The 25,873-nt window shown below is 37.3% G+C and carries 11 protein-coding genes; all 11 read left to right on the forward strand.

Features of this window, described 5'->3' with window-relative positions; translation table 11 throughout:
* The first annotated feature begins 52 nt into the window (after positions 1–52).
* On the forward strand, positions 53–1,612 hold the full coding sequence (locus GXM17_RS14730; protein ID WP_163400084.1) for a sulfatase family protein: 1,560 nt from the start codon (positions 53–55) through the stop codon (positions 1,610–1,612).
* A gap of 746 nt (positions 1,613–2,358) precedes the next feature.
* A complete protein-coding gene (locus GXM17_RS14735) occupies positions 2,359–3,786 on the forward strand; it encodes a fasciclin domain-containing protein (protein WP_163400085.1) in 1,428 nt (475 codons plus the stop codon).
* A gap of 10 nt (positions 3,787–3,796) precedes the next feature.
* Complete coding sequence (locus tag GXM17_RS14740) at positions 3,797–7,030, forward strand: SusC/RagA family TonB-linked outer membrane protein (protein WP_163400086.1); 3,234 nt, start codon at positions 3,797–3,799, stop codon at positions 7,028–7,030.
* Between the two features lie 12 nt (positions 7,031–7,042).
* A complete protein-coding gene (locus GXM17_RS14745) occupies positions 7,043–9,121 on the forward strand; it encodes a RagB/SusD family nutrient uptake outer membrane protein (protein WP_163400087.1) in 2,079 nt (692 codons plus the stop codon).
* Positions 9,122–9,165: 44 nt separating this feature from the next.
* Entirely contained in the window at positions 9,166–10,047 is an 882-nt protein-coding gene (locus GXM17_RS14750) for a DUF5017 domain-containing protein (RefSeq protein ID WP_163400088.1), read from the forward strand.
* A 546-nt stretch (positions 10,048–10,593) separates the two neighbouring features.
* Positions 10,594–12,750: a carbohydrate-binding protein gene (locus tag GXM17_RS14755; RefSeq protein ID WP_163400089.1), complete on the forward strand. Its 2,157-nt coding sequence runs from the start codon at positions 10,594–10,596 to the stop codon at positions 12,748–12,750.
* Positions 12,751–12,913: 163 nt separating this feature from the next.
* Positions 12,914–15,850, forward strand: a complete 2,937-nt coding sequence (locus GXM17_RS14760; protein WP_163400090.1) for a CBM96 family carbohydrate-binding protein — start codon at positions 12,914–12,916, stop codon at positions 15,848–15,850.
* A 108-nt stretch (positions 15,851–15,958) separates the two neighbouring features.
* Positions 15,959–18,220, forward strand: coding sequence for a T9SS type A sorting domain-containing protein (locus tag GXM17_RS14765; RefSeq protein WP_163400091.1), 2,262 nt, complete (start codon positions 15,959–15,961; stop codon positions 18,218–18,220).
* 104 nt (positions 18,221–18,324) lie between these two features.
* On the forward strand, positions 18,325–20,964 hold the full coding sequence (locus GXM17_RS14770) for a carbohydrate-binding protein (RefSeq protein WP_163400092.1): 2,640 nt from the start codon (positions 18,325–18,327) through the stop codon (positions 20,962–20,964).
* A gap of 270 nt (positions 20,965–21,234) precedes the next feature.
* On the forward strand, positions 21,235–23,856 hold the full coding sequence (locus tag GXM17_RS14775; RefSeq protein ID WP_163400093.1) for a carbohydrate-binding protein: 2,622 nt from the start codon (positions 21,235–21,237) through the stop codon (positions 23,854–23,856).
* Positions 23,857–24,407: 551 nt separating this feature from the next.
* The gene (locus GXM17_RS14780; protein WP_208796451.1) at positions 24,408–25,868 is read left to right on the forward strand and encodes a glycoside hydrolase family 30 protein; all 1,461 of its coding nucleotides are present in this window, start codon (positions 24,408–24,410) and stop codon (positions 25,866–25,868) included.
* Positions 25,869–25,873 lie beyond the last annotated feature (5 nt).

The following is a 25,873-nucleotide window of genomic DNA, read 5'->3' on the forward strand; positions in this document are numbered from 1 at the left end:
CCTAAGTGCTCGAAAATGACAAAATTAATTAGCTTAAAAGTTTGTAATTAAAATGAAAAACTATTCTAAAATACCCCACATTATTGCTGTTTTTTTACTGGGGTTGAGTGTGCAATTTGCCAAAGGGCAACAACTCAAACCCAACATTGTTATTATTTATACCGATGATCAGGGTATTGGCGATGTTGGGGCGCTAAATCCCGAAGCAAAATTTAAAACGCCTAATATGGATCGATTGGTAAACGAGGGAGTTGCCTTTATGGACGGCCACAGCAGCGATGCGGTGTGTACCCCCTCACGATATGGTTTGTTAACCGGTCGTTACAGTTGGCGAACGAGTCTAAAAGAAAATGTGTTGCATGCTGATGGCCCTTGTTTGATTGAAAAAGACAGAATGACCATCGCTTCTTTACTCCGCGAAAATGGTTATGCTACTGCTATGATTGGCAAATGGCACTTGCAAATGGAATTTGTAGGGGATATCAATAAGGGGAATCGTGATTGGTCAAAACCATTTACGGATGGGCCTATTGAAAAAGGCTTTGATTATTTTTTTGGCATTCCGGCTTCCATGAATTACGGAATATTAACTTATTTAGAAAACGATCGCGTGCTGGATCCACCTACTTTATTTACCAAAAAGAAAATGGATATTACCCCGCGCACTTACAGAATGACGCCTCCGTACGAAACAGAAAAGAAAAAAGGCTATGTAGAAGTGGCTCCTTCCTTTAACGATGAATTGGTATTGGAAACCTTGACCAACAAGGCCGTAGCATATGTTGGCAGTGCTTCAAAAAAAGATAAACCCTTCTTTTTGTATCTGCCTTTAACAAGTCCACATTTGCCGCATTGTACGCATCCTGATTTTCAAGGAAAGAGTAACTGCGGCAATTACGGCGATTTTATGCAAGAAACCGATTACCGTGTAGGTCAGGTTTTGGATGCCTTGAAAGCCAATGGACTTGAAGAAAATACCTTGGTGATTTTTACGTCGGATAATGGTGCCGAGAGTAATTACGAATACCAAAGAGACACCTATCAGCATTATAGTTCGATGCATTTTAAAGGTGGAAAAAGAGATATTTATGAAGGAGGACACCGAGTGCCTTTTGTGATGCGTTGGCCAAAAGTAATTAAGGCAGGAGGAAAAGTAAATACGCCCGTATGCCAAACCGATTATTTGGATACTGTAGCCGAAATAGTAGGAGCTAAACTTCCTGAGAATGCGGGTGAGGATAGTTATAGTTTGTTTCCGCTAATGAAGAATCCCAATGCTAAAAGCACCGATCGTACTCTTATCAATCATTCTTTTACGGGACATTTTGCCATTCGCGAAGGGAAATGGAAATTAAACATGCTGCGCGGTTCGGGCGGTTCCTTGAAACCGGTGCTCATAGAACCAAAAGCTGGAGAAGCAGTTTACGAGCTTTACGATTTAGAAAAAGATCCAGGCGAAACCACTAACCTTTATTTTGAACATCCCGAAATAGTAGAAAAACTCAAAACCAAAATCACCCAGATTATCAAAAATGGCCGTTCTACCGCGGGAAAACCACAAGCTTTTGTCAAAGGTAACTGGGAACAATTAACCTGGATGACTTTAAATTAAAATCACTTCGACTATCGTACATTAATTTTAATATGCACGATTCTCATAAATAAATAGCGCTATTTTTTAGAAATATATTAACAACTGTTTAGGAAATAATTATAAAACGACTTAAAACAATTTTTTGTTTTTAAGTCGTTTTTTTATGGAGTGTTTGCTCGGTAATGATAAACGATTTTAGCATATCCAAGTTCTGTAACCTCACTGTTTACTTTTTAAATCTCTATAAACTGTGAATTATTAAATTATATTATATGCTTTTTTAGTGTTAATTTATTTTCATACACATTTAAAAATAAATTATTTATTGAAGTATTATTAGATATAAAGAATATTGAGAAAACCGATAAAAAAGATAACTCCCACTACATAGCCCCTAAAATCTAGAAAAACAAAAGGTATATGGATAATAATTGATGTATTATGAGCAATAATTTATACGAGTAAAATAATATTTGAAGTAAAATTACAACATTAAAATAATGTTAAAATACAATGTTGAAAATGTTAAGAAAAAATTAAAATATCTATAAAATTAAAACTAATAACTAACCACTAACTAATTTATTTGAATATGAAACAAAATAAAAATTTACAAAACTTGATTTTATCCTTTTTTTTATTTCAAAAAATAAAATTTATAGGAATGCACCAATTTAGTTCTTTGATTTTTGGGAGTGCGCAAAATGTAAAACTTCTATTAATAAGCAAAAAGTTATCAATTTCTAATCATTTTATTCAATAGTATGTTAAAGTCAAAATCAATACTGCTACAAATTTTTTGTTTTGTAGTAGGTTTATCGCTCTTAGGATGTGAGGATGATAAACGAGAAACGCCCACTGCTGTAAGTGTTTACAGAATAGTAAAAGAGGATGTAGGTAATTATAGTTATTTAGCGACTGCTATCGACAGAGCTGGTTTGCAAGATGTTTTGGAAAATGGCAATAATATTACGTTGTTGGCTCCAACTGATCAGGCTTTTATAAATGCTGGTTTTGCAAGTGTAAATGCTATTAGAATTGCAGATCCAGTTGTATTAGAAAATATACTTCGTTATCATATTATTGAAAATAAAGTAGAAACTGCTGGTATTGAAGGTCCCGAAGTGGTTGCGGCAATGGATGGTAACGAATTGTATTTGGACAAACAAGTCATAACGGACAATATTAGTTATTATGTAAATGGTGCAGATATTCTTGGAAAAGATAATAAAGCTACAAATGGTACGGTGCAACTCATTAATAAAGTATTAGTTCCTAAAAAAGGCACTACTATAATGGAGGCACTTGCTGGAAGAGCAGAATATTCCTTATTTCTTGCAGCGATTAACAGAGCAAGTTTAGGAAGTAGAAATTATGCTGCAACATTAGCTTCAGCGGGAGAATATACCGTCTTTGCACCAACGAATACTGCACTTGCGGATTTTTTATCAGGTAAATATAGTACTGTAGCTAAAATTGATGCTATAGATCCTGATACTGTAGGATCAGAACTAGTGGGAAATCACATTGTGGATAAAGCTTACATTTCCTATAAATTACCTTATAGCCTTTTTTCTTTAAATAGCGGTAGAATTACTTCAAGTTCAACAACCTATTTTAGTGCTCCTAATTCGGGTGCAGGCACGTCAACTATTGTAAACGGCAGTTTGCTGATAAAAAATAATGCCGACGAGCTAGTCTATAATGGATTTGTTAATGGGGTGAACACTGTCTTTGCAGTACCGAGTTCGCAGACATTGTATCAATCGATTGAATCGAATACTAGTTTGACCTATTTTAAAGCTGCTATCGAAAAAGTGAGTGCTGCAGGAGTGGATATTAAAGGATTATTATCGTCACCAGGAACTATAACTGTTTTTGCGCCAACTAATCAGTCATTCAGAGATGAAGGGTACGAGTCTATTGATATTATTAATGCTACTAATGCGGATATATTAGTCGAATTAATCGCCAAGCATATTTTTGATGGTGCCATCTATTCCGATTCTTATCCAAGTGGTACCTATACCTTACTAAGTATTAATGGTGTATCGGTTGAGTTTGACAATACTGTAACTACCAGTACTTATGCCGCCAAAGGTCCCCTTAATGACGTATTTGGAGCTATTTTTCCAAAGAATGAGATAAGAGCAAACGGGGTCTTTAATATTATTAATCAAATTATCAAATAGACTATAAAAGATGAGTATAAAAGCAAAATTTAAAAGTAATAATCGAGCTGTTTTTAGCATCTCGAAAAATTGGCTTGTACTGGCAATAGTAGTGTTTTTTACTATCAATAGTTCGACCGCACAAGAAAAGACAGTAACAGGGATTGTCGTGGATCATTTAAATCAACCTGTTCCAGGTGCTGGGGTTAAAATTAAAAATCAACAGACAAATACGCTAACGGATATGGATGGGAAATTCAGCATACAAGCGGATAGTAAATCGGTTTTACAATTTTCATTTATTGGTTTTGTAACGAAAGAAGTATTAGTCGGCAATAAAAAATCCGTAAATGTAACCTTAGAAGAAGAAACTTTAAATCTTAATGAAGTTGTTATTCAAACCGGATACGGTACAACCAAGAAGATTGATTTGACAGGATCGGTAGGGTCTGTTAATGTGGATGATTTGCAAAAAGCTCCTGTGCGCTCTTTTGAAGAGGCGCTAGCAGGAAGGGTTGCAGGGGTGCAAGTAATTGCGGGCGATGGTCAGCCTGGCGACGCATTGAATATTGTAATTAGAGGAAATAATTCCATCAATAACAGTAATTCACCATTATATGTGATCGATGGTTTTCCACTTGAAAACCCAGACAATAATATGATTAATCCAGCAGAGATTGAATCGATTGATGTTTTGAAAGATGCTTCTGCTACTTCGATTTATGGATCAAGAGGAGCAAATGGGGTAATTGTTATTACGACGAAAAGAGGTAAAGTTGGGGCTCCAACCGTAACCTACAATCAATTTTACGGTATCAGCCAAGTTATAAAAAGAGTAGACTTGATGAATCCGTACGAGTTTGTAAAACTACAAGCAGAAATAGATCCTACTAGAGCAGCGAATACCTATTTTAAAGATGGAAAAACATTAGAGTCTTATAGAGGAGTTGAAGGTGCCGATTTTCAAACTAAGGTATTTAGACCCGCTGGATCTCAAAACCATTTTCTATCCTTAACAGGAGGTAATCAGGATACACGTTACTCAGTTTCGGGATCAATCACAGATCAAGAGGGAGTAATAATTAATAGTGGTTTCCAACGTTATCAAGGTACTGCAACATTAGAGCAGCAGATTGGTAAAAGTGTTAAAGTAGGTACTAATCTTACTTATACAGCTACAAAATCATACGGTCAAACACCAAGAGAACAAAACAATAATGGTGGAAATAATGTGGCCTTCAATTTAATGTATAACATTTGGGCATACCGTCCTATTACAGGTTCTTCTTTTAATCCAGATGATTTGTATGATGAGTTTATTGACGAAGAAACGCTTGACCCAGGAGTGTACACAAGAGATTTAGTTAATCCCGTTGCTTCCTTTGAGAACGAGTACAGAGGTGTATATAATAATAATTTTAGAGGTAATTTGTTCGCAGAATTTAAATTTAGCAAACCGCTGACTTTTAGAGTCACAGGAGGAATTAACCTTACTAATACCAGAAATGAGGAATTTTATAATTCAATGACCCGTAGAGGATCTGGAGATCTTGGCGTAAATGGAAGTATTGGTTTTGGAGATAGAAAAGATTACTCTGTTGAAAATGTATTGACCTATGATAAATCATTCAACGAGAACCATCGTTTAACGTTAACAGGTATATATAGTTTTCAAACAACTAAAACAGAAGGATATGGTTATAGCGCCAACCATATTGAAAACGAATACTTAGGAATGGCGGCATTAGGAGGAGTTTTAAATACATACTCTCAAACTTATTCCAACTCATCTATTTACAGGTTACAATCTTTTGCAGGAAGAGCTGCTTATCAATTAGCGGGTGGTAAATATATTTTTGGAGCTAGTCTTCGTGCCGATGGTTCTTCGAAATTTTCAGAAGATAACCGTTATGGTATTTTCCCATCAGGATCTGCAGCTTGGAGGTTTGGTCAAGAAAACTTTGTTAAAAACTTAAATGTTTTTTCAAGTGGAAAATTAAGAGCAAGTTACGGTGTGGTAGGGAATAATAGAGTAGGAGATTTTGCTTATGTATCCTTAATTTCTCAGCTTGCTGGAGGAAGACCGCAATATTACGGATTTGGCGCTGATATCAGTAGTGATAATTTGGCTTATTTTATAACTACTTTAGGAAATGAGGATGTGAAATGGGAAAACACAAGACAATTTGATGCTGGACTTGAAATTGGCTTCTTCAAAGATAAATTATTCGTTGAAATCGACTATTATAAAAAGACTACCTATGATTTATTATTAAGTTCTAAATTGGCAGGAAGTGTTGGTAGTCCGACAAATATTATCAATAATATTGGTACCATTACCAATCAAGGATTTGAGTTTACCTTAAACTCAACAAATATTCGTACGAAAGATTTTACATGGAACACTAGTTTTAATATCTCGTTCAATAGAAATAGAATTGAAGAGTTAAGCGGGGGCGATGATTATTTACAAAGAAATGTACCTGGTGCCGGTAGCGCAATGAACTCTGTTATAGGTTACATTTCTCAAATAGGAAAACCCATTACGGCAATGTATGGTTTTGTATATGAAGGAAATTATCAGGTAGAAGATTTTAATATACAACCGAATGGTTCTTATTTATTAAAACCAAATGTGCCTTATGGAATTGGAGGAGAGATTGGGCAGTCTGCTACTACAGTGCAACCAGGAGACCCTAAATACAAAGATGTTAATGGTGATGGTTTAATAAATAATGATGATAAAACAATTATTGGTAATCCGTTTCCAGTACATATTGGTGGATTAAACAATAATTTCAAGTACAAGCAATTCGATTTGAACATTTTTTTCCAATGGTCTTATGGAAATGATACCTATAATGCGAACCGTTTGTATATGGAAGGTGGTACTCCAGTAGCCTTCAATTCAAATCAGTTCGCCTCTTACGCAGACCGATGGACAGAAGAAAACAGAAGCAATACGATGTATAGAGTAAATGCAACTGGTACAAGAGTATATTCAACACGTTTTGTTGAGGACGCTTCTTACCTGAGGTTTAAAACGTTACAAATTGGTTATAATTTTGCACCTGAACTGGTTTCTAAATTGAGATTACAATCATTACGTTTATACATGTCGGCACAAAACTTATACACTTGGACGAAGTATTCCTCAACAGATCCAGAAAATGCAACCAAAGGAAGTACACTTACCGCAGGGTATGATTTTTCAGCCTATCCTAGAGCTTTTACAATTGCAACTGGTATCAATATTTCATTATAAAAACGAACCAAAATGAAAAATAAAATTATAGCACTTATAGCTTTAAGCAGTATTTTTAGCTTCAGCTCCTGCTCAGACTATTTAGATACTGAGCCTACATCAATAACTTTAGAAACGTATTTTAATAACGAGAAAGAGCTCAATACTTTTTTAAATTCAGTATACGATCCAATGAACGATGCTTCTTTTTATGGGTCGAATTATCAGGTAATCATGGCACAAAGTACCGATGAGGCTTACAACCGTGCTGCTGTCAATACTTCAACTGTGTCAAGTTATAATGGACTTACTTCTAATACAGATTTGGCTAACTTTTGGAACCGTTTATACATCGGAATTAATAGAGCCAATACCTTGTTGGAAAACATTGATAAGGTGCCTAATTTGACACCTAATCGTAAGAATATATTTTTAGGAGAAACAAAATTTTTAAGGGCTTATTACCTGTTTTTAGCAACGCAGTGGTTTGGAGATGTTCCTTTACGAACCAAATCGGTAACGACTCCATCCGATACCCATATTGCTTTCACTCCTCAAAAGGAGGTGTACGATTTTGTAATTGCCGAAATGACTGCAGCGGAGCAATTACTTAGTAGTCAAACACCAGGAACAATTATACCTTATCAAAGCGGTAGAATTACCAATACCACTGTTCAGGGTATTTTGGCAAGAGCTTGTCTTTATGCCGCTGGTAGACCGATAAATGATACTAAGCGCTATGCAGAAGCAAAATTATGGGCGCAAAAGGTAATTACCTCAGGTTTTCATAAATTGAATCCAAATTACGAGCAAATATTTATAAATCACTCGCAAGATCTTTACGATGCTGCCTTTAAGGAAAGTATGTGGGAAGTAGAATTTCACGCAGATCCATCAAATGCTGACCTTAGAGAAGGAATGAATGCAAACGCGATGATTGTTCCACAGTACAACGGTATTACGCCAAGTATGGGTAAGGGCTTGTGTCCGGTTTTAGGGACAGCACTATTGTATAGAGGTTATCAATCCTATTACAATCCTATACGTTCAACCGATTTATCTCCTGATAAAAGAAGAGACCTTAACTTAACGCCTTGGAGTTACGGTGGTGGAAATGCAACAACAGATGCTACTAAAAATGCGGTGGCTTGGAATTCTTGGTGGGGTAGATGGCCTGGAAAATGGAAAAGAGAAAACGAATTAGTAGCCTTTAATAACCAGTCCTCGCAAAACTGGCCTATCCTTCGTTATGCAGATGTGCTCTTAATGTATGCTGAAGCTGATAACGAATTAAATGGTCCTACTGTGGAGTCTATTAGTTTCGTAAATCAAATTAGGGCTAGAGGCTATGGCTCTTTAATGGGAACAAATAGTATTGAGCTAACATTAACAACAGGAGGAAGTGGGTATACAATAGCTCCAACTGAAATTGCTACTCTTGGAGCTGTTTCTACAGAAAAAGCAACTATTGGAACTACAATCTCTAGTGGTGTTGTAACTTCTATAACAATGAGTGTACCAGGAGCTTACTCGGTTTTGCCCAGTACCATTTATTTAGGAACACCATGGGAAGCTTCTAAAAGTTATTTGATTAATACCAATGTTGTAAATCCTAATAATGGTTTGCTATACAGAGTGACAACTGCAGGAACAACTACTGCGGTGCCACCTACTCATACCTCAGGAGCTTCTACGGCCACTTCTACAGGTGCGGTATTTACCTACATAGGTGTTGCAGCTACTGCTACTGCAGTAAAACTCACAGGACAACTTACAGCTGCAGAGACAGCTACGAAAGAATCCTTTAAAAAGGTCATTCAAGACGAACGTATGAGAGAATTGTGTTATGAAGGAGTTAGAAAAAGAGATTTAATTCGTTGGGGAATATTAGTGGAGAAAGTTAAAGAAATGGCTGATTTAGCTACAAACGGAAGTTTGGAAAGATTTCCTAATGATGTACAAATTATTCAGCCTGCACAAACTGCTGGTTCATTCAGATTAATTGCTGCAAATCCAGGAAATAATATTGCCGATTATTGGTACTTACTTCCAATTCCACTCGATGAAATATCAAACAATAGATTGTCTAAGCAAAATGTAGGTTTCAAATAATTAAATTGAATTAGAAGATGAAAAAATTAATTTTTACAGTTTTAATGATGGGTGTCCTCGTTGCTTCCTGCAGTGATATCGAAGTAGACACACCCTCTTTTGAAGCTAATTTAGAGGTACTGAATTATAAAGCAGGAGATACAGTTACCTTTTCATTTAAAGGTAGTACAGATTATGCCTACTTTTTTTCTGGAGAACTAGGAAAAGAATACAGTAAGCGTGCGATTTTTGAAAATGATGTAAATGGTAATGCTGAATTTTCTTTTAATAGTAATGTTACTCCGGGAGATGCTGGCGTGAATAACCTTAGGGTTCTCGTTTCTAATAACTTTAATAGTCTATACGATAAAACCAATGTAGAAAAAGCTACTTGGGTAGATATTACTGATAAAGTAAAATTAGGAACTAGCACTAATAATGTGGTATCAGGTGTTGTCGATTTGACACCTTATCAAGCTGATGATAAACCTTTGTTTATTGCCTATAGATATTTAGGACAAAATAATACAACCTTAAAACAACAAGCTTGGACAGTGGGTTTATTTTCTTTCAAAACGAAGCATCCTGATGGTGAAGTGTATGTAAACGCCGCCTCCTTTTACGATGCCGCTTTTACTAGCGTAGATTTAAATGGTGGTCAGGCAAGTTGGACTGTCAATTCTAGTACATTAACACATGTAGGCTTGGCTGCGGGTAGTGAAGATGATGACGATTGGGCTATTTCTAAGGCAATTAATCTTAAAAGTGCTGTAGGAGATGCTACTGGCGTAGTTACCCTTAGAACACTGAATACAGGTTTTACGCCTACTTCTTTTTCGTATGTATATGAACAGCCAGGAACCTATAAAGCTACTATTGTAGCGGTAAATGCAACATCAGAGGGTAGTAGAGAAAAAATTAAAGAATTTCTAATTGAGGTGGAGTAAATTCAGATTTAAATAGAATTCTAGAAGGCAAAAAAAATGAGTTCGGTATCGCACCGGGCTCATTTTTTTATGTAAAAACGGAGCTGATTTTTTAGATCACAACTTGCTATGTACTAGTTGTTTACTGGTTTTTTGCTTCTCAGTAAAATAGTATCGAATAATGGCTATAATCCTATAAAAAGGGAGATGTGTTATTGCTAAAGAACAATAATTTATACTCCTATTGATTAGTAAATAATAATATTACACTTTATTTTTTATTATTTGAACCAAACTAAAATTTAGTAAGTGATTCATTTGTAATAGATAAAGAAATTTTACTAACCATCAAACCAATTTATTATGAAAGAAACCAATTTAAGTAAGAAGCTTTTTCGAAAGTAAAAATTACCACTACTTCAACGGTAATACCGCATTTCAAATTCATTCATTTCAAAGCAACTGTACCCAACTAATAGGCAAGGCTAATTATAGTCAAATTCTATCGGTGAAGGGTATGGAATGCCAAAAATTAAACACTATTAATTTTAACTAAACCCAAAAAAAATGAAAAAATGCATTCAAAAGGGATTAACCACCCCTGATTTCAGAAAAAAAACAATAAGCAGTATCGCTTTATTGTTATTTGCAGTATGTTCTGTGCAAGCACAATTTGTGCATCCAGGAATATCGCATAAAAAATCCGATTTAGACCGTATGAAATATATGGTCGCGGCTCAAGTCGAGCCTTATTATACTTCTTATCAAAATATGGTAGCCGATTCGAAATCGAGTTACAATTATGTGGTTCTGGGCAAAACTACTTTTACTGAATTGGGTAGAGACTCAGGTGTCAATTATTCTGCTTGGAACAGTGACATTCGCGCCGCTTATTACAACGCCATTCGATGGTATATTACGGGCGATTCTAGACATGCAGACAAGGCAGTTGAAATTTTTAAGGCTTGGTCTAACCTCACTTCTGTAACGAGTAGTGGAACAGAATCCCTTAGTGGAGGCGTGGGCTATATTATGATTGAAGCGGCCGAAATTATCAAAAACACCTATTCGGGTTGGTCTACATCGGATATCAATAAATTTAAAGCCATGTTGGTGTATCCAGGATATTCTACAACCACAGTACCAACGGGAAATGCTACTTTTTATTGGAAATCCTATCAAGGAGATGCTGCGCGACATGGTAATCAAGGTTTGTCGGGATGGCGCACTGTAATGGCGATGGGAATTTTTCTGGACAACGAAGTCATGTACGATAGAGCGCTTCGCTATGTAAAAGGTCAAACACACCGTTCCGATGATTTGCCGTATACCTCCGGACCCAACACCAGCACGACGCTTTTAGCAACTGGAGACTACGCTGATACCTACAATTTTACCAAAGGAACTTCGATTCCAGATTATGGATTCAATGATGTATTGACCAATTATATTTACTCCAACGGACAATGCCAAGAGTCCTCCAGAGATCAGGATCATGTGCATTTTGGACTCGGACTATTAGGCTCTATGGCCGAAATGGCATGGAACCAAGGAGACGATTTGTACGGCCATCAAAGTAGCCGATTGTTAACGGGACTTGAATTTAATTTGAAATACAATGTCTCGGCCATTGCTTCGTATGCTGATCAAACGACACCTTGGACACCAACCAATTTTATTCAAGGTTTTGAGCGAACAGGAAGATGGTATTCCAAAGCCATGAGTCCGGTGGGTAGAGGGGGTTTTACAGCGAAGCGTCCTAATTGGGAAATGGTAACCGCCCATTACGCAGGCAGAGGATTTAAGACCGCAGCACAAACGTTATGGACTCAACGCGCTCGCGATAAATCGATAGAATTAAGCGGTTATGAAAAAGCCGGTTGGACCAATGACGCTATTGGATGGGGTGGACTCACTTTCCGAAGACCAGCAGGCTGTTACGGAGACCCCATTAGCGGTTTTGCATCCAATGGATTGCCTATTTATGCGATGAATGTCTTACCAGGAACCATTGAAGCAGAAAACTACGATTATACTCCAATAAGTGCCCAAGGCAGAACTTATAATGATGTAACGACCAGTAATTCGGGCGGTAAGTATCGTCCTGCCGATGGGGTAGACATTCAAACTTGTTCCGAGGGCGGGTATAACGTAGGTTGGATGGCAGATGGCGAATGGCTGACTTATACCGTGTATATACCTTCTGCGGCAACTTATAATATTAGTATTCGCTATGCTGCAAGTGCCAGCGGAGGAAAAGTAAAATTTATGTTTGGCGGTGCAGACAAAACAGGAGAGGTTGCTATTCCTAGTACTTCAGGGGCGCAAAATTGGCAAACACTGGTAGTAAAATCGGCGGCAAGCCTTTCTAAAGGAGTGCAAAGCATGAAAATCCTAATATCTGGAACTAGTAATAAGTTTAATATCAATAATATCATTATTTCAAATGCAACTGCTAGTACTGCAAAGCTTGCGCAAACTTTGGCTGTTGATAAAGAAGAAGCTACAGCAATCTATCCCAATCCCGTTTCAAATGTATTGACCATTGCCAACGCGCAAGGTGCAAGCGTACAATTATCTGATAGCTTAGGAAAACTAGTGGTAACCCAAACCATCAAAACAGACGCTGAAATTATTGATATGAGCAAAATGGCAGCTGGTTTTTATTTCCTAAAGATGGATCACAACGGTACAATTTCAACTAAGAAAATAATTAAAGAATAACATTTTATTAGGTCTTATTTAAGGAACATTTCTTTTAAGTGTTCCTTAAAAACAAGACCACTCTCAAATAGTAAAATCTCGTTTTCGATACTCTTTCAGAGAGATTCGAAACCCTATTGCAGTGCTATTACAACCAATTAATTTTTAAATCAACCAAAAAAAAATGAAAAAAATTACCCAAAAGGGAATGTTTATTCCGCTTTTTAAAAAGAAATCCCTATGCTGTGTTGCATTTTTATTTGCTGCGGTAAGTTCCGTTCAAGCACAGTTCGTTCATCCTGGAATTACACACAAAAAATCCGATTTAGACCGTATGAAATATATGGTGGCCACGCAAGTAGAGCCTTATTATACTTCTTATCAAAATATGGTAGCCGATTCGAAATCGAGTTTTAATTATGTGGTTCAAGGAAACGAAACTTTTACCGAGTTAGGCAGAGATTCCGGAGTGAATGAAGGTGCTTGGAACAACGACATCCGAGCGGCTTATTACAATGCTATTCGCTGGTATATAACGGGCGATGTAAGGCATGCAGAAAAAGCAATCGAAATTTTTAAGGCTTGGCGCAATCTTACTTCGGTTACGAGTGGAGGAACGGATTCTTTAAGTGGTGGTATTGCATATATCATGATTGAAGCGGCCGAAATTATTAAAAGTACTTACCCTGGCTGGGCAGCAGCAGATATGCAGGCTTTTAAGGATATGTTGGTTTATCCGGGATATTCCTCAACCATAGCAGTAACAGGCCCTAATAAAACATTTTATTGGATGGCCTATCAAGGAGATCCCGGGCGTCACGGAAACCAAGGATTATCTGGCTGGCGTACGATAATGGCCATGGGTATTTTTTTGGATAATGAAAAAATGTACGACCGTGCACTTAAATACATTCAGGGAGATTTGGCTTTGCATTTGGATGATATACCTTATCCAGCAGGTCCGCGTACTAGTACTACTTTAGCATCCTCGACGGAATATTTCGATACTTATAACACATCAAATAGCACAACGATTCAAAATTATGGGTATAATGAAGTGATGACCAACTATATTTGGGAAAACGGCCAATGTCAGGAAAGTTCTAGGGACCAACAACACACGGCTTTTGGAATTGGTCTGCTTACCTCCATGGCAGAAATGGCGTGGAACCAAGGGGTAGATTTATATAGTCATGCCAACAACAGGTTATTACTTGGACTGGAATATAATACGAAGTACAATATTTCTGCCCTACAATCCTATCCCGACCAAACTTCACCATGGGAGCCTACTGTAGCATCGGGTGAATTTATTCAGCGTTTTGATCGAACAGCTCGTTGGTTTTCTAAAGCAATAAGCCCCGAAGGGAGAGGTGATTTTGCTGGTGTAAGAACTGTTTTTGAAATGCCGGTAGCGCATTTCGTTGGTAGAGGGTTTAAAACGGAAGAGGAAATTAAGTGGACCCTGCGCGCCAGAGACAAATCAATTGAATTAAGCGGCTACGAAAAAGCAGGATGGACCAACGATGCTATAGGTTGGGGAGGACTTACCGCACGCAGACCCGTATTTTGCTATGGAGATCCCATCAGCGGATTTTCTGGTGCTTTACCACAATATGCCATGAATGTGATTCCAAACCTTATTGAAGCAGAGAATTTTGATTATGATCCGATACAGCAAGGGGAAGGCCGCGTGTATCATGATGTGAGTCCCACTAATACGGGAGGCGCTTATCGTACAATGGATCAGGTAGATATTGAATCCATCGATGGTGGTAATGCCTTAACTAATATTGAGGCTGGAGAATGGCTTACTTATACAGTTGCGGTTCCTGAAACAGCGGTTTACAGTTTAAAAATTCGTTATGCTGCTTCTCAAGCGGGTGGAACCCTAAAATTGAGTGCGGCAGGCGTTGAAAAAACATCAGCAATTGCCATTCCGTTTGGAATGCCAAATTCGGCTGCAGCAAACGACTGGAAAGAATTGGTTGTGTCGACAGATGTAGTTTTAGAAAAAGGCGTTCAAAGTTTGAAGTTGACATTTGGAGGAGTTTCGAACGCTTTTAAGTTGGATAATTTTACTCTTATACAGTCTGGTATATTCAAACAAGACCAAACTTTAAAACTTTTTACTATAGCTCATAAGGTACTAGGAACCGCCGATTTTGATCCTGCCGGAACAGCAAGTTCTGGTTTGTCTGTGACTTATTCTAGTTCCAATCCTGCTGTAGCCACTATTGTAAACGGCAAAATACATCTTGTAGGCACGGGAAGTACCGTAATTACGGCAATGCAAGACGGAAATGAAAATTTTAATGCAGCACCAAGTATTACCCAGGAATTAACTGTGGTGAGTGCTGTTGCTGCTAATCCTGTAAAATTAAATGCAACAGACGATTCGTATGTAAATGGAGGTGCTATTACTGCTAATTACGGCACATCCACCTCTTTAGTGACTAAAGCTGCTGCCACCAGTCGATATGCCTATTTTAAATTTGATTTAAGCTCTGTTCCAGGCCCAATTGTTTCTGCAAAATTACGATTGTATCAAAGAACATCTAATGCCGAGATACGAAATGTGTATGATGTAGCCAATGATAATTGGTCAGAATCTACTTTGAACTGGACCAATAAGCCAGCTTATGAAAATGAAAGAGCGAGTATTATAACAAGCAAATCTACTTGGAACGAATGGGATGTGTCATCGTATGTAGCCCAAGAATATGCAAACGATAAAATGATAACAATGGTTATCAACGATGCCAAAAGTGTGAGTGCCTTCGGAATCGATTTTTTTGCCAAAGAAAATCTCACAAATGTTCCCGAATTAATTATCGAATACGCTAATCCTACGAATTTAGGTATAGAAAAAAAAGAAATTCCTTTTGCGATTTACCCAAATCCAGTGGCTAATGAATTGCACATTTCGTTAGCATCTGCGCAGTTGGATAGTACTAAAACAGCCATAACCTTGTGCGCGATGAACGGTCAAAAAGTTTTGGAAACCCAATCAAATGCAGCTGAAGTGACTTTAGATCTATCCCATTTGACCAGCGGTGTTTATATTTTAACACTACAAGATGCTTCTAAAACAATTACTCAGAAAATAATTAAGTTCTAATTTTTAAACAATTTCCAAAAGCTACCTACTTATATCGGCTGTAGCAATAAGTTGTCTGATTTGTGATTCCAAACGATAGCGTAGGTAGCTTTTATTAAAAGAAAAAAAATGAAAAAAAAATTACAATCAATACAAACGGCTACAGCCTATTCTTTTATGCAAAAAAGGGTTTTGCTATGGATTTTGGCTTTGTTTTCTACTTTACAGTCTTCAGCTCAAATTACGGTTTCCAGCTTGGCTGAATTGGCTGATGCTGCCGCTCAATCTGGGCAAGTTATTACTATGACCCCTGGGGTTTACAACATGACAGACTATCTTACGCCTGCTGTTATTGCTTCCAGTACACCCGCAGATGCTTTTGGGAACAGAGCCATGATTCGCTTTAGCGGAAGCGACAATACTTTTGATTTTAGCAACGTAACTATTAATGTAGATACGCAGTTGTTAAATGATTTAGGAGGAAATGTGATCGAATTTCATCTCACAGGAAACCATATCAATTTTAAGGGATTGACAGTTACGGATATCGGAAACTACCCCACGGCAGGCGGCGGCCAGTCCTTAGTAGTGACGGGAAATGATATTGTAGTACAAAATGTGAGATTAAATATGAATGGCTCATCCCCTTATGGATATGGGGATTTGTTAGGTAAAGGCGGTGGAAGTTTGGTTGCTATGAAAAAACATAGCGGCTTGCTGGTACAAGGACTAAATGATTCAATTATAGGCTGTTCTATTTACTCGCAATCGTTCGGACATTTGTTTTTTGTGCAAGGAGGCCGAAACGTACTTTTTCAAGACTGTTATGCAGAAGCCGTAACGAGAACCACCGATAGTATGCTTGCAGAAACATCGGGACCAGCCTTTAATTTAAACTTTGAGGCGGTATATCCCAATTACAATGGCGATAATGTGATCACTCCTGGCTATACCAAATCTTTAAGCGAATGTGGATTTCGTACCTATGGTGAAGGCGGTGGCAATATCACTTCAGGGGTGACACTTATCAATTGCACTGCCAGAAATGCCCGTGTGGGTTTTGCTTTAGAAGTAGGAGGACCTATTTTAATTCAAAATTGTGAAGCTACGGGTTGTGAAGCAGGCTATAATGTCAGTGATGTAAAAATAGAGAACAGTCGAGGTGATGCAGTAAATGGACCGTTGTTGTATTTAAGCGGTTCTAGTTCTGAAGTCGATTTGGAATTAATGCCAACTCTTCCGGTAACCACTTTGCATGCTATTGCTACGGTTTCCGGAACGAATCAAAAGGTTTCCATAAAAAATGCTGATGATGCCACCCCTCGGGCACAAGAACATAAAATTATAGTAGGAGGTACTCGACCTACGGGGACGAATCCGTTTTCGCCTTTAGGCTCCGAAGCGACGGCAGGCGTTATTTTGAATAATTGTACCAACATGCCTGTTGAGGTTATGCCGACAGTCAGTTCGAGTGTGATAAATAGCTTTGGAACCGTGACCAATAACGGAACCGGAAATACAGTAGACCAAACGAAATGTACTGGAACTATTACTGTACCAGATACCGGAAATACAGCCGAAGGTTTGATTGATGAAAACTATAACATCGCTGCAAGTTCTACCAACCCTGATCCGTTTTATGGTTGGAATCCAGACTTAGATGGAACCTTTGGTTATATGGCTATTGACGAAGTAAACCAACAATTGGTTTGTACTTACGAAGATAATGGTGCAGGTTATATACGTTTTTATTTGCGAAAAGCCGATCCTAGCTTACATAAACTTAATGCGAACAATTACCCTATTCTTGTGATGAAAGGCAAGAGGCCTGCCAACTACGACAACTTTGTTCTTAATCTAAAAAACAATACCAACGGGACAGGAAATGATGTGCAGTTTAAAGACGGAAAAGCAGTTAATGGGGTAGAAACCCTTGCCATTTCAAAGCTTTTGCCTGGTACTACCGATGTGTATTATTGGGATTTAAGTAAAATAATGCCTATTACAGAAACATGGACTTTAAGCGGGATGAATTGTGTTAATACCAAGGAAGTAAACCCTGTAACGGTGATGAAATTTGATTTTATCAAAACCTTTAGCAGCCTAGACGCGCTACAAAAATCGCTAAGCACCTTAAGTACTCCTACTAATGAATTTAGCAACAAGGAATTACAACTATTCCCAAACCCGTCTGTAAATGGAAGTTTCGAATGCAATGTCGAAAATAGTTTGTTGTTTAATATTAAAATCTACAACATGCAGGGGCAACTCGTTTTAGAGGAAAATTACCCGATAGCTACCCAAAATAGTAGTATTCAACATCATTTAAAAGCGGGAATTTATTTGGTTAAAATAAATAATTCGCAGACCACTAAACTAATTGTCAAATAAATCTATCATTAATGAAAACAAAAGTACAGGTTATAAAGATCGTGGGCCTATGCCTAACTTTTTTTGCCTTTCAATTCGAAGCTAAGGCTCAAACGGTAAATTCTATGGCAGAATTATTATCCTATTTAGATGACAGCGGTGTAAATATTGTAATGACACCAGGTACCTATTCTATTACAGCAGCCGATATTGATAATGGTCTTTACGGAACAGTACATCCTGTGTTTACAGATAACACGATGCTGCTTCATTTTTCTGGTTCTAATAGTACTTATGATTTTACTGGGGTAAAACTAAATATTGACACCGCTGTTTTTTCAAAATTTGGTAGCAATCACGTCAATGAAGTCCATGTAACGGGTTCCAACGTGGTTATTAAAAATCTGACAATGGAAGATATCGGTTGGAATAAACCCAGTAAAACAGCTTTAGGAATTGCTTTGGACGGTATAGGAAACCGTTTAGAAGGAATTCACATGACAGTCAGAGGTTCGTTTCCCTATGGATATGGAGACATGTTTGGGAAAGGAGCTGGTTCCGTAATTGGGCATAACAAGCACGCCGCGATTTTAGTGCGAGGAGAAAACAACTATGTAAAAAATTGTACTATTATGCACCATGCTTATGGTCATGGAATTTTTGTGCAAGGCGGGATAAACACCACTATAGAAGGTTGTTATTTAGAAGGTGAATTACGTACAACAGATGATGTACTGGCTGAGGCCGGAACGGGTTCTCCTGCTGATGGGGTTAATTTTATGACAGTATATGGCTATAAAGTGCCAGCGGGCTGGATGTTTAGTAAACAGGAAGATGGTATTCGTGCCTATAATGATGGACCGCATTGGCAAACAGGAGTTACAACAAGTACGAGCAACATGAATGTGATTGATTGTACAGTAAAACGGATGCGATCTGGCGTTGTCATCGGATTTGCTAACGATACTAAGTATGTTGATAATTGTACTACAATCGAATGCGAAACCCAGTACAGTGTGGGGTCGGGGGCAACCATTGTAAACTCCAGGGGAGATACAAAGTATGGTCCTTTGTATGTAGATGAATATGACACCGATAAAAACAATACAGTGGATTTAACTGTTCTCAGTAACGAAGGAGCTTATGGCAATGATATGCTAGCTTATTTTGGCGGACAAGGACATAAGGTAACATTTAGAAATACCCAATCGTATTCAGATAAGCAAATGGATATCGTGCTATCTGGAGATCGTAGGGGGTTGCGCTTTGGCTCTACAAATCCAACGGGTTTTAATTCATCGGGTGTAGTGCTGAATAATTATACACTCAATCCAGTAATTAGTGATTTTTTAAGTAGCAATAATACCATTAATTCATGTGGACTTGTAACTGATACGGGAAGTAACAATACCATCATTCAGCCTAGCTGCAGTGCCTCTACTTTGTATTATGAAGCAGAGGCCTATGCAACAATGAACGGAACAGAAACAGAAACTACTACCGATGTTAATGGAAATTTGAATGTAAAAAGTATAGATACTGGCGACTGGATTGAATATACTATTAATGTCCCTTCAACTGGTTTGTACACGGTCAATTATCGTGTTGCTAGTGCAGTTAGCGACGGAGTAATATTGCTTCAATCCAATGGCAATACGCTTGCTACAACTAATATATCAGCAACTGGGGGACTACAAACATGGACAACCTTATCTTCATCTGTATCTTTAACAGCGGGTTTACAAAACATTCGTCTATATGCGCAATCGGGTGGCTGGAATATCAATTGGTTTGATCTAATACAGCAAGGTACTGATCATGTTCCCGTGGGTTGGGTAGCCATTGCACCCTATCAATTGGCACTAAACGTAGGACAAACACAACAATTAACCACAACTGTTTATCCAGCAAATGCTACTAATAAAAATGTCACTTATGTTTGCGACAACCCTACTATCGCTTCTGTAGATGCTACCGGATTAGTTACTGCTAAAAAACTGGGTAATACTTTTGTGAATATTTATTCAGAGGATGGAAATCTAATGGATACTTCTCATATCACAGTAAGTTATGCTGTTTCAAATAATCTGGCCTTAGCAGCAAATGGTGGAGTAGCCTCACAATCTACCACGGCCTATGATGCACCAGCATCTCGTGCAAACGATGGAAATACAAATGGAAATTTTGCTAGTGGCTCAGTATCACACACAGAGAATGGTGCTGCTGGTTCTAATACGCTAAAATGGTGGCAAGTAGATTTAGGTTCTGATAAGACGATTATGGATATTGTTATACACAACAGAACCGGAAGCAATTATGGGGTACGCCTGAATAATTTTACGGTTGAAATATTAAATAACAATGGACAAGTCACTTTTTCACAAACGTTTATTAGCCATCCCAACCCTTCACTAATCATTAATACAGGGGATGTAGTGGGTAGGATTGTTAAAATTTCAAAAATATCAGACAATGGTATTGCATTGGCTGAGGTAGAGGTATTTGGAACTGCTAATTTGGGTTTGAAAGAAGAATTGGTCAACAAACCTATAATTTATCCTAATCCTGTAAGAGATGTTTTTAACATTATGAACAGTTCAGAAACCATAGTGGAAATTTATGATGTTTCAGGTAAAATGGTCTTGAAAAGGACAGTTGAAAAGAACAGTCAACAAGTTGATATAAGTAATTTTAGAAGTGGAATTTATTTTGTAAAACTTTACAATGAAGGTAGTAGTTTTTATCAAAAAATCATTAAAAAATAAATAAGGCTTGATTGAAAGTTCAAAGAAGCAAAATTGACCTTTTGTAATCGCTTTTTGAATGAAAATTTATAAATTATTATAAAAAACATTACTATTATCGGTCACTGTTTTAGGAACAGTGACCATATATACTTAGAGGTTAACGACCGAATTTTTATGGCACTTGATTTGGCACAAAATTCATTAGTGAAACAAATGCTTTTACGTTTACATATTTCAGTGTAGTCTTCAATTAGCTAGTTTTTAATTAATAACAAAAAACACAAAAAAATGAACCATTTAATAATACAAAAAAAATCTTTTTTGATAGGACGGCAGCTCTGTTATTTGTTTCTGCTTTTATTTTCATCAATTTCAATCCAGGCACAAATGGTGCATCCGGGATTGTCGCACAAAAAATCAGATTTGGACCGGATGAAATATATGGTGCAGGCTAAAATTGAACCTTATTACTCGTCTTATATAGATATGATTGGTAAAACACAAGCAAGTTATAATTACAAAGTGCTAGGGAATACTTCTTTAAAACAGATTTATCGTGATGCGCCAAAAACTAATTTAACTATTTTCGAAAGTGACAGTCGTGCGGCCTACTATAACGCATTACGTTGGTATATAGAAGGAGATGAACGGTATGCACAAAAAGCAGTGGAATGCTTAAATGCATGGACAGGATTAACTTATGTCCAGTACAATGGAACAGCTGCCTTGACTTCAAATGTTATAATTATTATGCTAGAAGCTGCTGAGCTCATAAAAAGCACTTATCCAGGTTGGGCTGCTTCGGATATTCAGAAATTTAAAGATATGTTAGTATATCCAGGCTATTCAAATACCACAATTCCATCTAATTTAAGTACAGACGGGACTTGGTATTGGCGCGCATACAAGTTCGATCCTGTTCGTGCTGGTAATCAGGAATTGTGTGGTATTCGAACAACTATGGCTATCGGAGTATTTCTTGACGATGAAAGAATATATGATCGTGCATGGAGGTATATAAATATGATGCCTGGTCGTGAGGATGATATTGCATTTCCTAAAGGACCGCATGTACAAACCACGGTGATTGACGAGAATAAATATCGAATAGCTTATAACATGACTGAATTAGCAACAGAACCTAATTTTCACGGTAATGGTGCTTTGACTAATTATGTTTGGGAAAATGGACAATGTCAAGAAAGTTCAAGAGACCAAGGGCATACCGCTTTTGGTTTAGGAGTACTTTCTTCTATCGCAGAAATAGCTTGGAATCAAGGGGATGATCTTTGGGGAAAGGTAAACGATAGAATATTGTTAGGTTTAGAATATACATTAAAGTACAATGTTTCCTATGTTAATTCCTATCCTGATCAAACTTCACCATGGGAACCTACTGCAGAATCAGGGGAGTTTATACAACGTAATGATGCAACCTTGCGTACAAAATCATTGGCAATATGTCCTGTTGTAGATAATTGTGAAACCTGTTTAACGCGTGGAACTTTTATGAATGAAGACACCTGGGAGTTACCAATTGCGCACTATATAGGAAGAGGATTAAAAAATCCAATAGACGCCAAATGGACTATTCGAGCCAGAGATTATTCGATTGTTTCAAATGGAAGGTACGAAACTGGGCCTTCAGGTGGAGCCTATGTTGGTTTTGGCGGATTATCATTTCGTCGTCCCGATTATTGTTTTGGAGATCCAATAACAGGTTTTGACTCATCAGGATTACCTAATTATGCGATGAATGTATTGCCAATGACTATCGAAGCAGAAAACTTTGATTATTTTGTAACGACTGGTGAAAACCGGACGTATTATGACACCACACCTGTAAATTCAGGAGGTACGTACCGACCAAATGAGCAGGTTGATATTAAAGCTTGTAGTGAAGGGGGAAATGCTATTACCAATATTGCATCAGGAGAATGGCTTACTTATACCGTGAGTGTACCTTCAAATGGGACTTATGATATTTCCATACGATATGCTGCTACTAATGGGAATGGTAAAATTAAATTTAATTTTGGAGGAACCGATGTGACTAATGAAGTGGAGGTGCCTTTTGGGGATTCCCATTCCACAAGTTTAACCGATTGGAAAGATTTTTTCGTTATAAGAGGCGTTCGACTATCAAAAGGAGTGCAGGCAATGAAAGTTTTATTCAGTGGAGCCGATGCTTCATTTGAATTGAACGCTATTTCTGTTGCCCTTGTAGCGGCGGATCCAGAAGAAGTTAAACCTGAATTAGTAGGTCGCATTCAAGCCGAAGATTACGAAAAAATGTACGGAATTCAAACCGAAACAACTAAAGATGTGGATGGCGTTTTAAATGTGGGATGGATTCATAATGGTGATTGGGCGATGTATCCCAATGTAAGCTTAACTGGCACATCTGTTTTAGAGGTGCGTGTTGCTGGAACAAATACTGGAAACATAGAAGTTAGATTGGGTAGTGAAACTGGAACATTAATTGGAACTGTGCCTGTTACGAGCACAGGAAATAGTCAGAAATGGCAAACGAAGTCAATAAATATAGCTGCAACAAATGGCGCTCATGACGTGTACTTAGTTTTCACTGGTGGAAGCGGTTATCTTTTTAATATCAATTGGTTTGAGTTTAAAAATGTAAACTTAGCAACAAAGGATTTTGATACCGATGAAAATAGGATTACTATTCACCCCAATCCTGTTCAAAATACCTTATCAATTGTAGCACCTAACTCAGAATTTAATCAATACACTATATTTGATAGTAGTGGAAAAATAACCTTAAAGGGTAAAATTAAGACTGCTCTTGAAACTGAAAATATCGATGTAACTAGTCTTTCAAAGGGTTTCTATTTTATTACATTGGAAGGACGTAATACAAAAAAGAAATCCAAATTTATAAAGAACTAAAATTGTGTTATTTCAAATAATAAAGAACAAAGTGATCAATGAAACCATAAGTAATGGACGGAACTTAAAAAACAGAAAATTTTGTAATTTATTTTAATAACACTCAAGTCCATATATTAAGTTTCTAGTAAACTTTCTAATAGTAAATTATCAAAACGATATTATAATAAATTTTAATTTATTTAAAAGCCGAATCATTTATTTTGAGATTCGGCTTTTTATACAATGATCAGATCGATAGCTTAATCTACAAGTCATACTATATTTTTTAGCTTATTAGTGTTTTTTATCTGTGTTTTCGGGAAAGCACGAAGATAGTTTTGTTGAAATGAACCATCATTTATAGCCTATGCATAATTAGTTATAGCGTAAAACTTTCTTTTTTGCCAAATTGCATCATCCTTATAGCTGTTTATACTACAGTGAAATGAGCAACATCATAATGTAATGACAAATAAGAATTAGAATATGAATTTCAAGTTTTAATGGTAATAACTAAAACGTAAAACTTAATTAACAATCAACCACAAACCCGTAACAAAAATCATATCATGAACTTTAAGGATTGTATGCACTTAAAAAACAAAAGGTCAATTTTATTATTCGCTTCATTTGTGGCGTTCCATTCGGTAACCGCACAAAAAATTGATTTTATTTCTACCACAGCCAAAGAACGCTGGGTTAATGCTAAGAAAAGTATCAACACGAAGGGCAAATCCGAAAATGCGCAAACAATTACCATATATAAAGATAGCCTTTTGCAAAAGATTGATGGCATCGGCGGTGCGTTTAACGAATTGGGCTATACCGCACTGCAAACTTTGCCAAGCGAAAAATCAAAAGAGGTTTATAACGCGCTGTTTTCAAAAGAAGGCTGTAATTTTTCGATGTGCCGCATTCCTATAGGTGCTAGTGATTATTCATTGAGTTATTATTCGTCCAATGATGTCCCAGAAGATTTTGTCATGCGTGATTTTAATATTGATCGAGATAAATTTATACTGATTCCGTATGTAAAAGAGGCACAAAAAGTACGTCCTGATCTAAAAATTTGGGCTTCGCCTTGGACGCCGCCCGCTTGGATGAAGGTCAATGAACATTATTCGACCCGTAGCGGCGATTGGGAAAATAGAGCAGGAGGAAACCGCATGACGCCTGGTGCCGAAATTTTTAACAATGCAACAGCATTCAAAATGCAGGAAAGATATTTAAAAGCCTACGCCTTGTATTTTTCAAAATTTGTACAAGCTTATCAGGAAGAAGGAATTCCGTTGTTTGCTATTATGCCACAAAACGAAATTGCCTATTCGCCAAACTGGCCAAGCTGTACCTGGAGGGCTGAAGATATGGCTTATTTTATTGGCGGTTATTTAGGGCCACAATTTGAACAAGATAAATTGAAAACCGAAATTTGGTTGGGAACCATTAACTTTGGGAAGCCAGCCTATGTTCGTACTATTTTGGACGACAAAAAAGCAAGTCCATTTATAAAAGGAGTTGGATTCCAATGGGGTGGATCGAATGCTATTCCGGACATTAGCAAAAATTACACTGGTGTAAAATACATGCAAACGGAGAATAAATGCGGCGAAAGCGAAAACAATTGGAGTTCTCTGCAGGTTTCTTGGGAAAGTATGGTGCATTATTTCAATAACAAATCGGGTTCCTATATGTATTGGAATATGGTTTTGGATGAAACAGGTAAAAGTTCTTGGGGATGGCCACAAAACTCGATGGTGGTGATTGACCGAAAAACCAAAAATGTCAAATACACCGATGAGTTTTATTTGTTCAAACATTTGTCTCATTTTGTACAGCCTGGGGATCATTATCTAAAATCGTCTTCTGGAAAAGACCATTTGGCTTTTCAATTGAAAGACGGTCGTACCATGTTGTTAGTTAATAATGCTGAGGATAAATTAAAATCGGTAAACATCCAACTAGGGGATAAAACCATTTCAGCCGAATTAAAACCGATGTCTATTAATACCTTACTGATAGCCGAAAAATAAGGAAG

It is taken from the genome of Flavobacterium fluviatile (assembly GCF_010645065.1).
Taxonomy (GTDB): Bacteria; Bacteroidota; Bacteroidia; order Flavobacteriales; family Flavobacteriaceae; genus Flavobacterium; species Flavobacterium fluviatile.

Excerpts from the sequence above, each read along its gene's own strand:
- GXM17_RS14730 (WP_163400084.1), top strand. The coding sequence starts at position 53 with ATGAAAAACTATTCTAAAATACCCCACATTATTGCTGTTTTTTTACTG.
- GXM17_RS14735 (WP_163400085.1), top strand. The coding sequence starts at position 2,359 with ATGTTAAAGTCAAAATCAATACTGCTACAAATTTTTTGTTTTGTAGTA.
- GXM17_RS14740 (WP_163400086.1), top strand. The coding sequence starts at position 3,797 with ATGAGTATAAAAGCAAAATTTAAAAGTAATAATCGAGCTGTTTTTAGC.
- GXM17_RS14745 (WP_163400087.1), top strand. The coding sequence starts at position 7,043 with ATGAAAAATAAAATTATAGCACTTATAGCTTTAAGCAGTATTTTTAGC.
- GXM17_RS14750 (WP_163400088.1), top strand. The coding sequence starts at position 9,166 with ATGATGGGTGTCCTCGTTGCTTCCTGCAGTGATATCGAAGTAGACACA.
- GXM17_RS14755 (WP_163400089.1), top strand. The coding sequence starts at position 10,594 with ATGAAAAAATGCATTCAAAAGGGATTAACCACCCCTGATTTCAGAAAA.
- GXM17_RS14760 (WP_163400090.1), top strand. The coding sequence starts at position 12,914 with ATGAAAAAAATTACCCAAAAGGGAATGTTTATTCCGCTTTTTAAAAAG.
- GXM17_RS14765 (WP_163400091.1), top strand. The coding sequence starts at position 15,959 with ATGAAAAAAAAATTACAATCAATACAAACGGCTACAGCCTATTCTTTT.
- GXM17_RS14770 (WP_163400092.1), top strand. The coding sequence starts at position 18,325 with ATGGCAGAATTATTATCCTATTTAGATGACAGCGGTGTAAATATTGTA.
- GXM17_RS14775 (WP_163400093.1), top strand. The coding sequence starts at position 21,235 with ATGAACCATTTAATAATACAAAAAAAATCTTTTTTGATAGGACGGCAG.
- GXM17_RS14780 (WP_208796451.1), top strand. The coding sequence starts at position 24,408 with ATGAACTTTAAGGATTGTATGCACTTAAAAAACAAAAGGTCAATTTTA.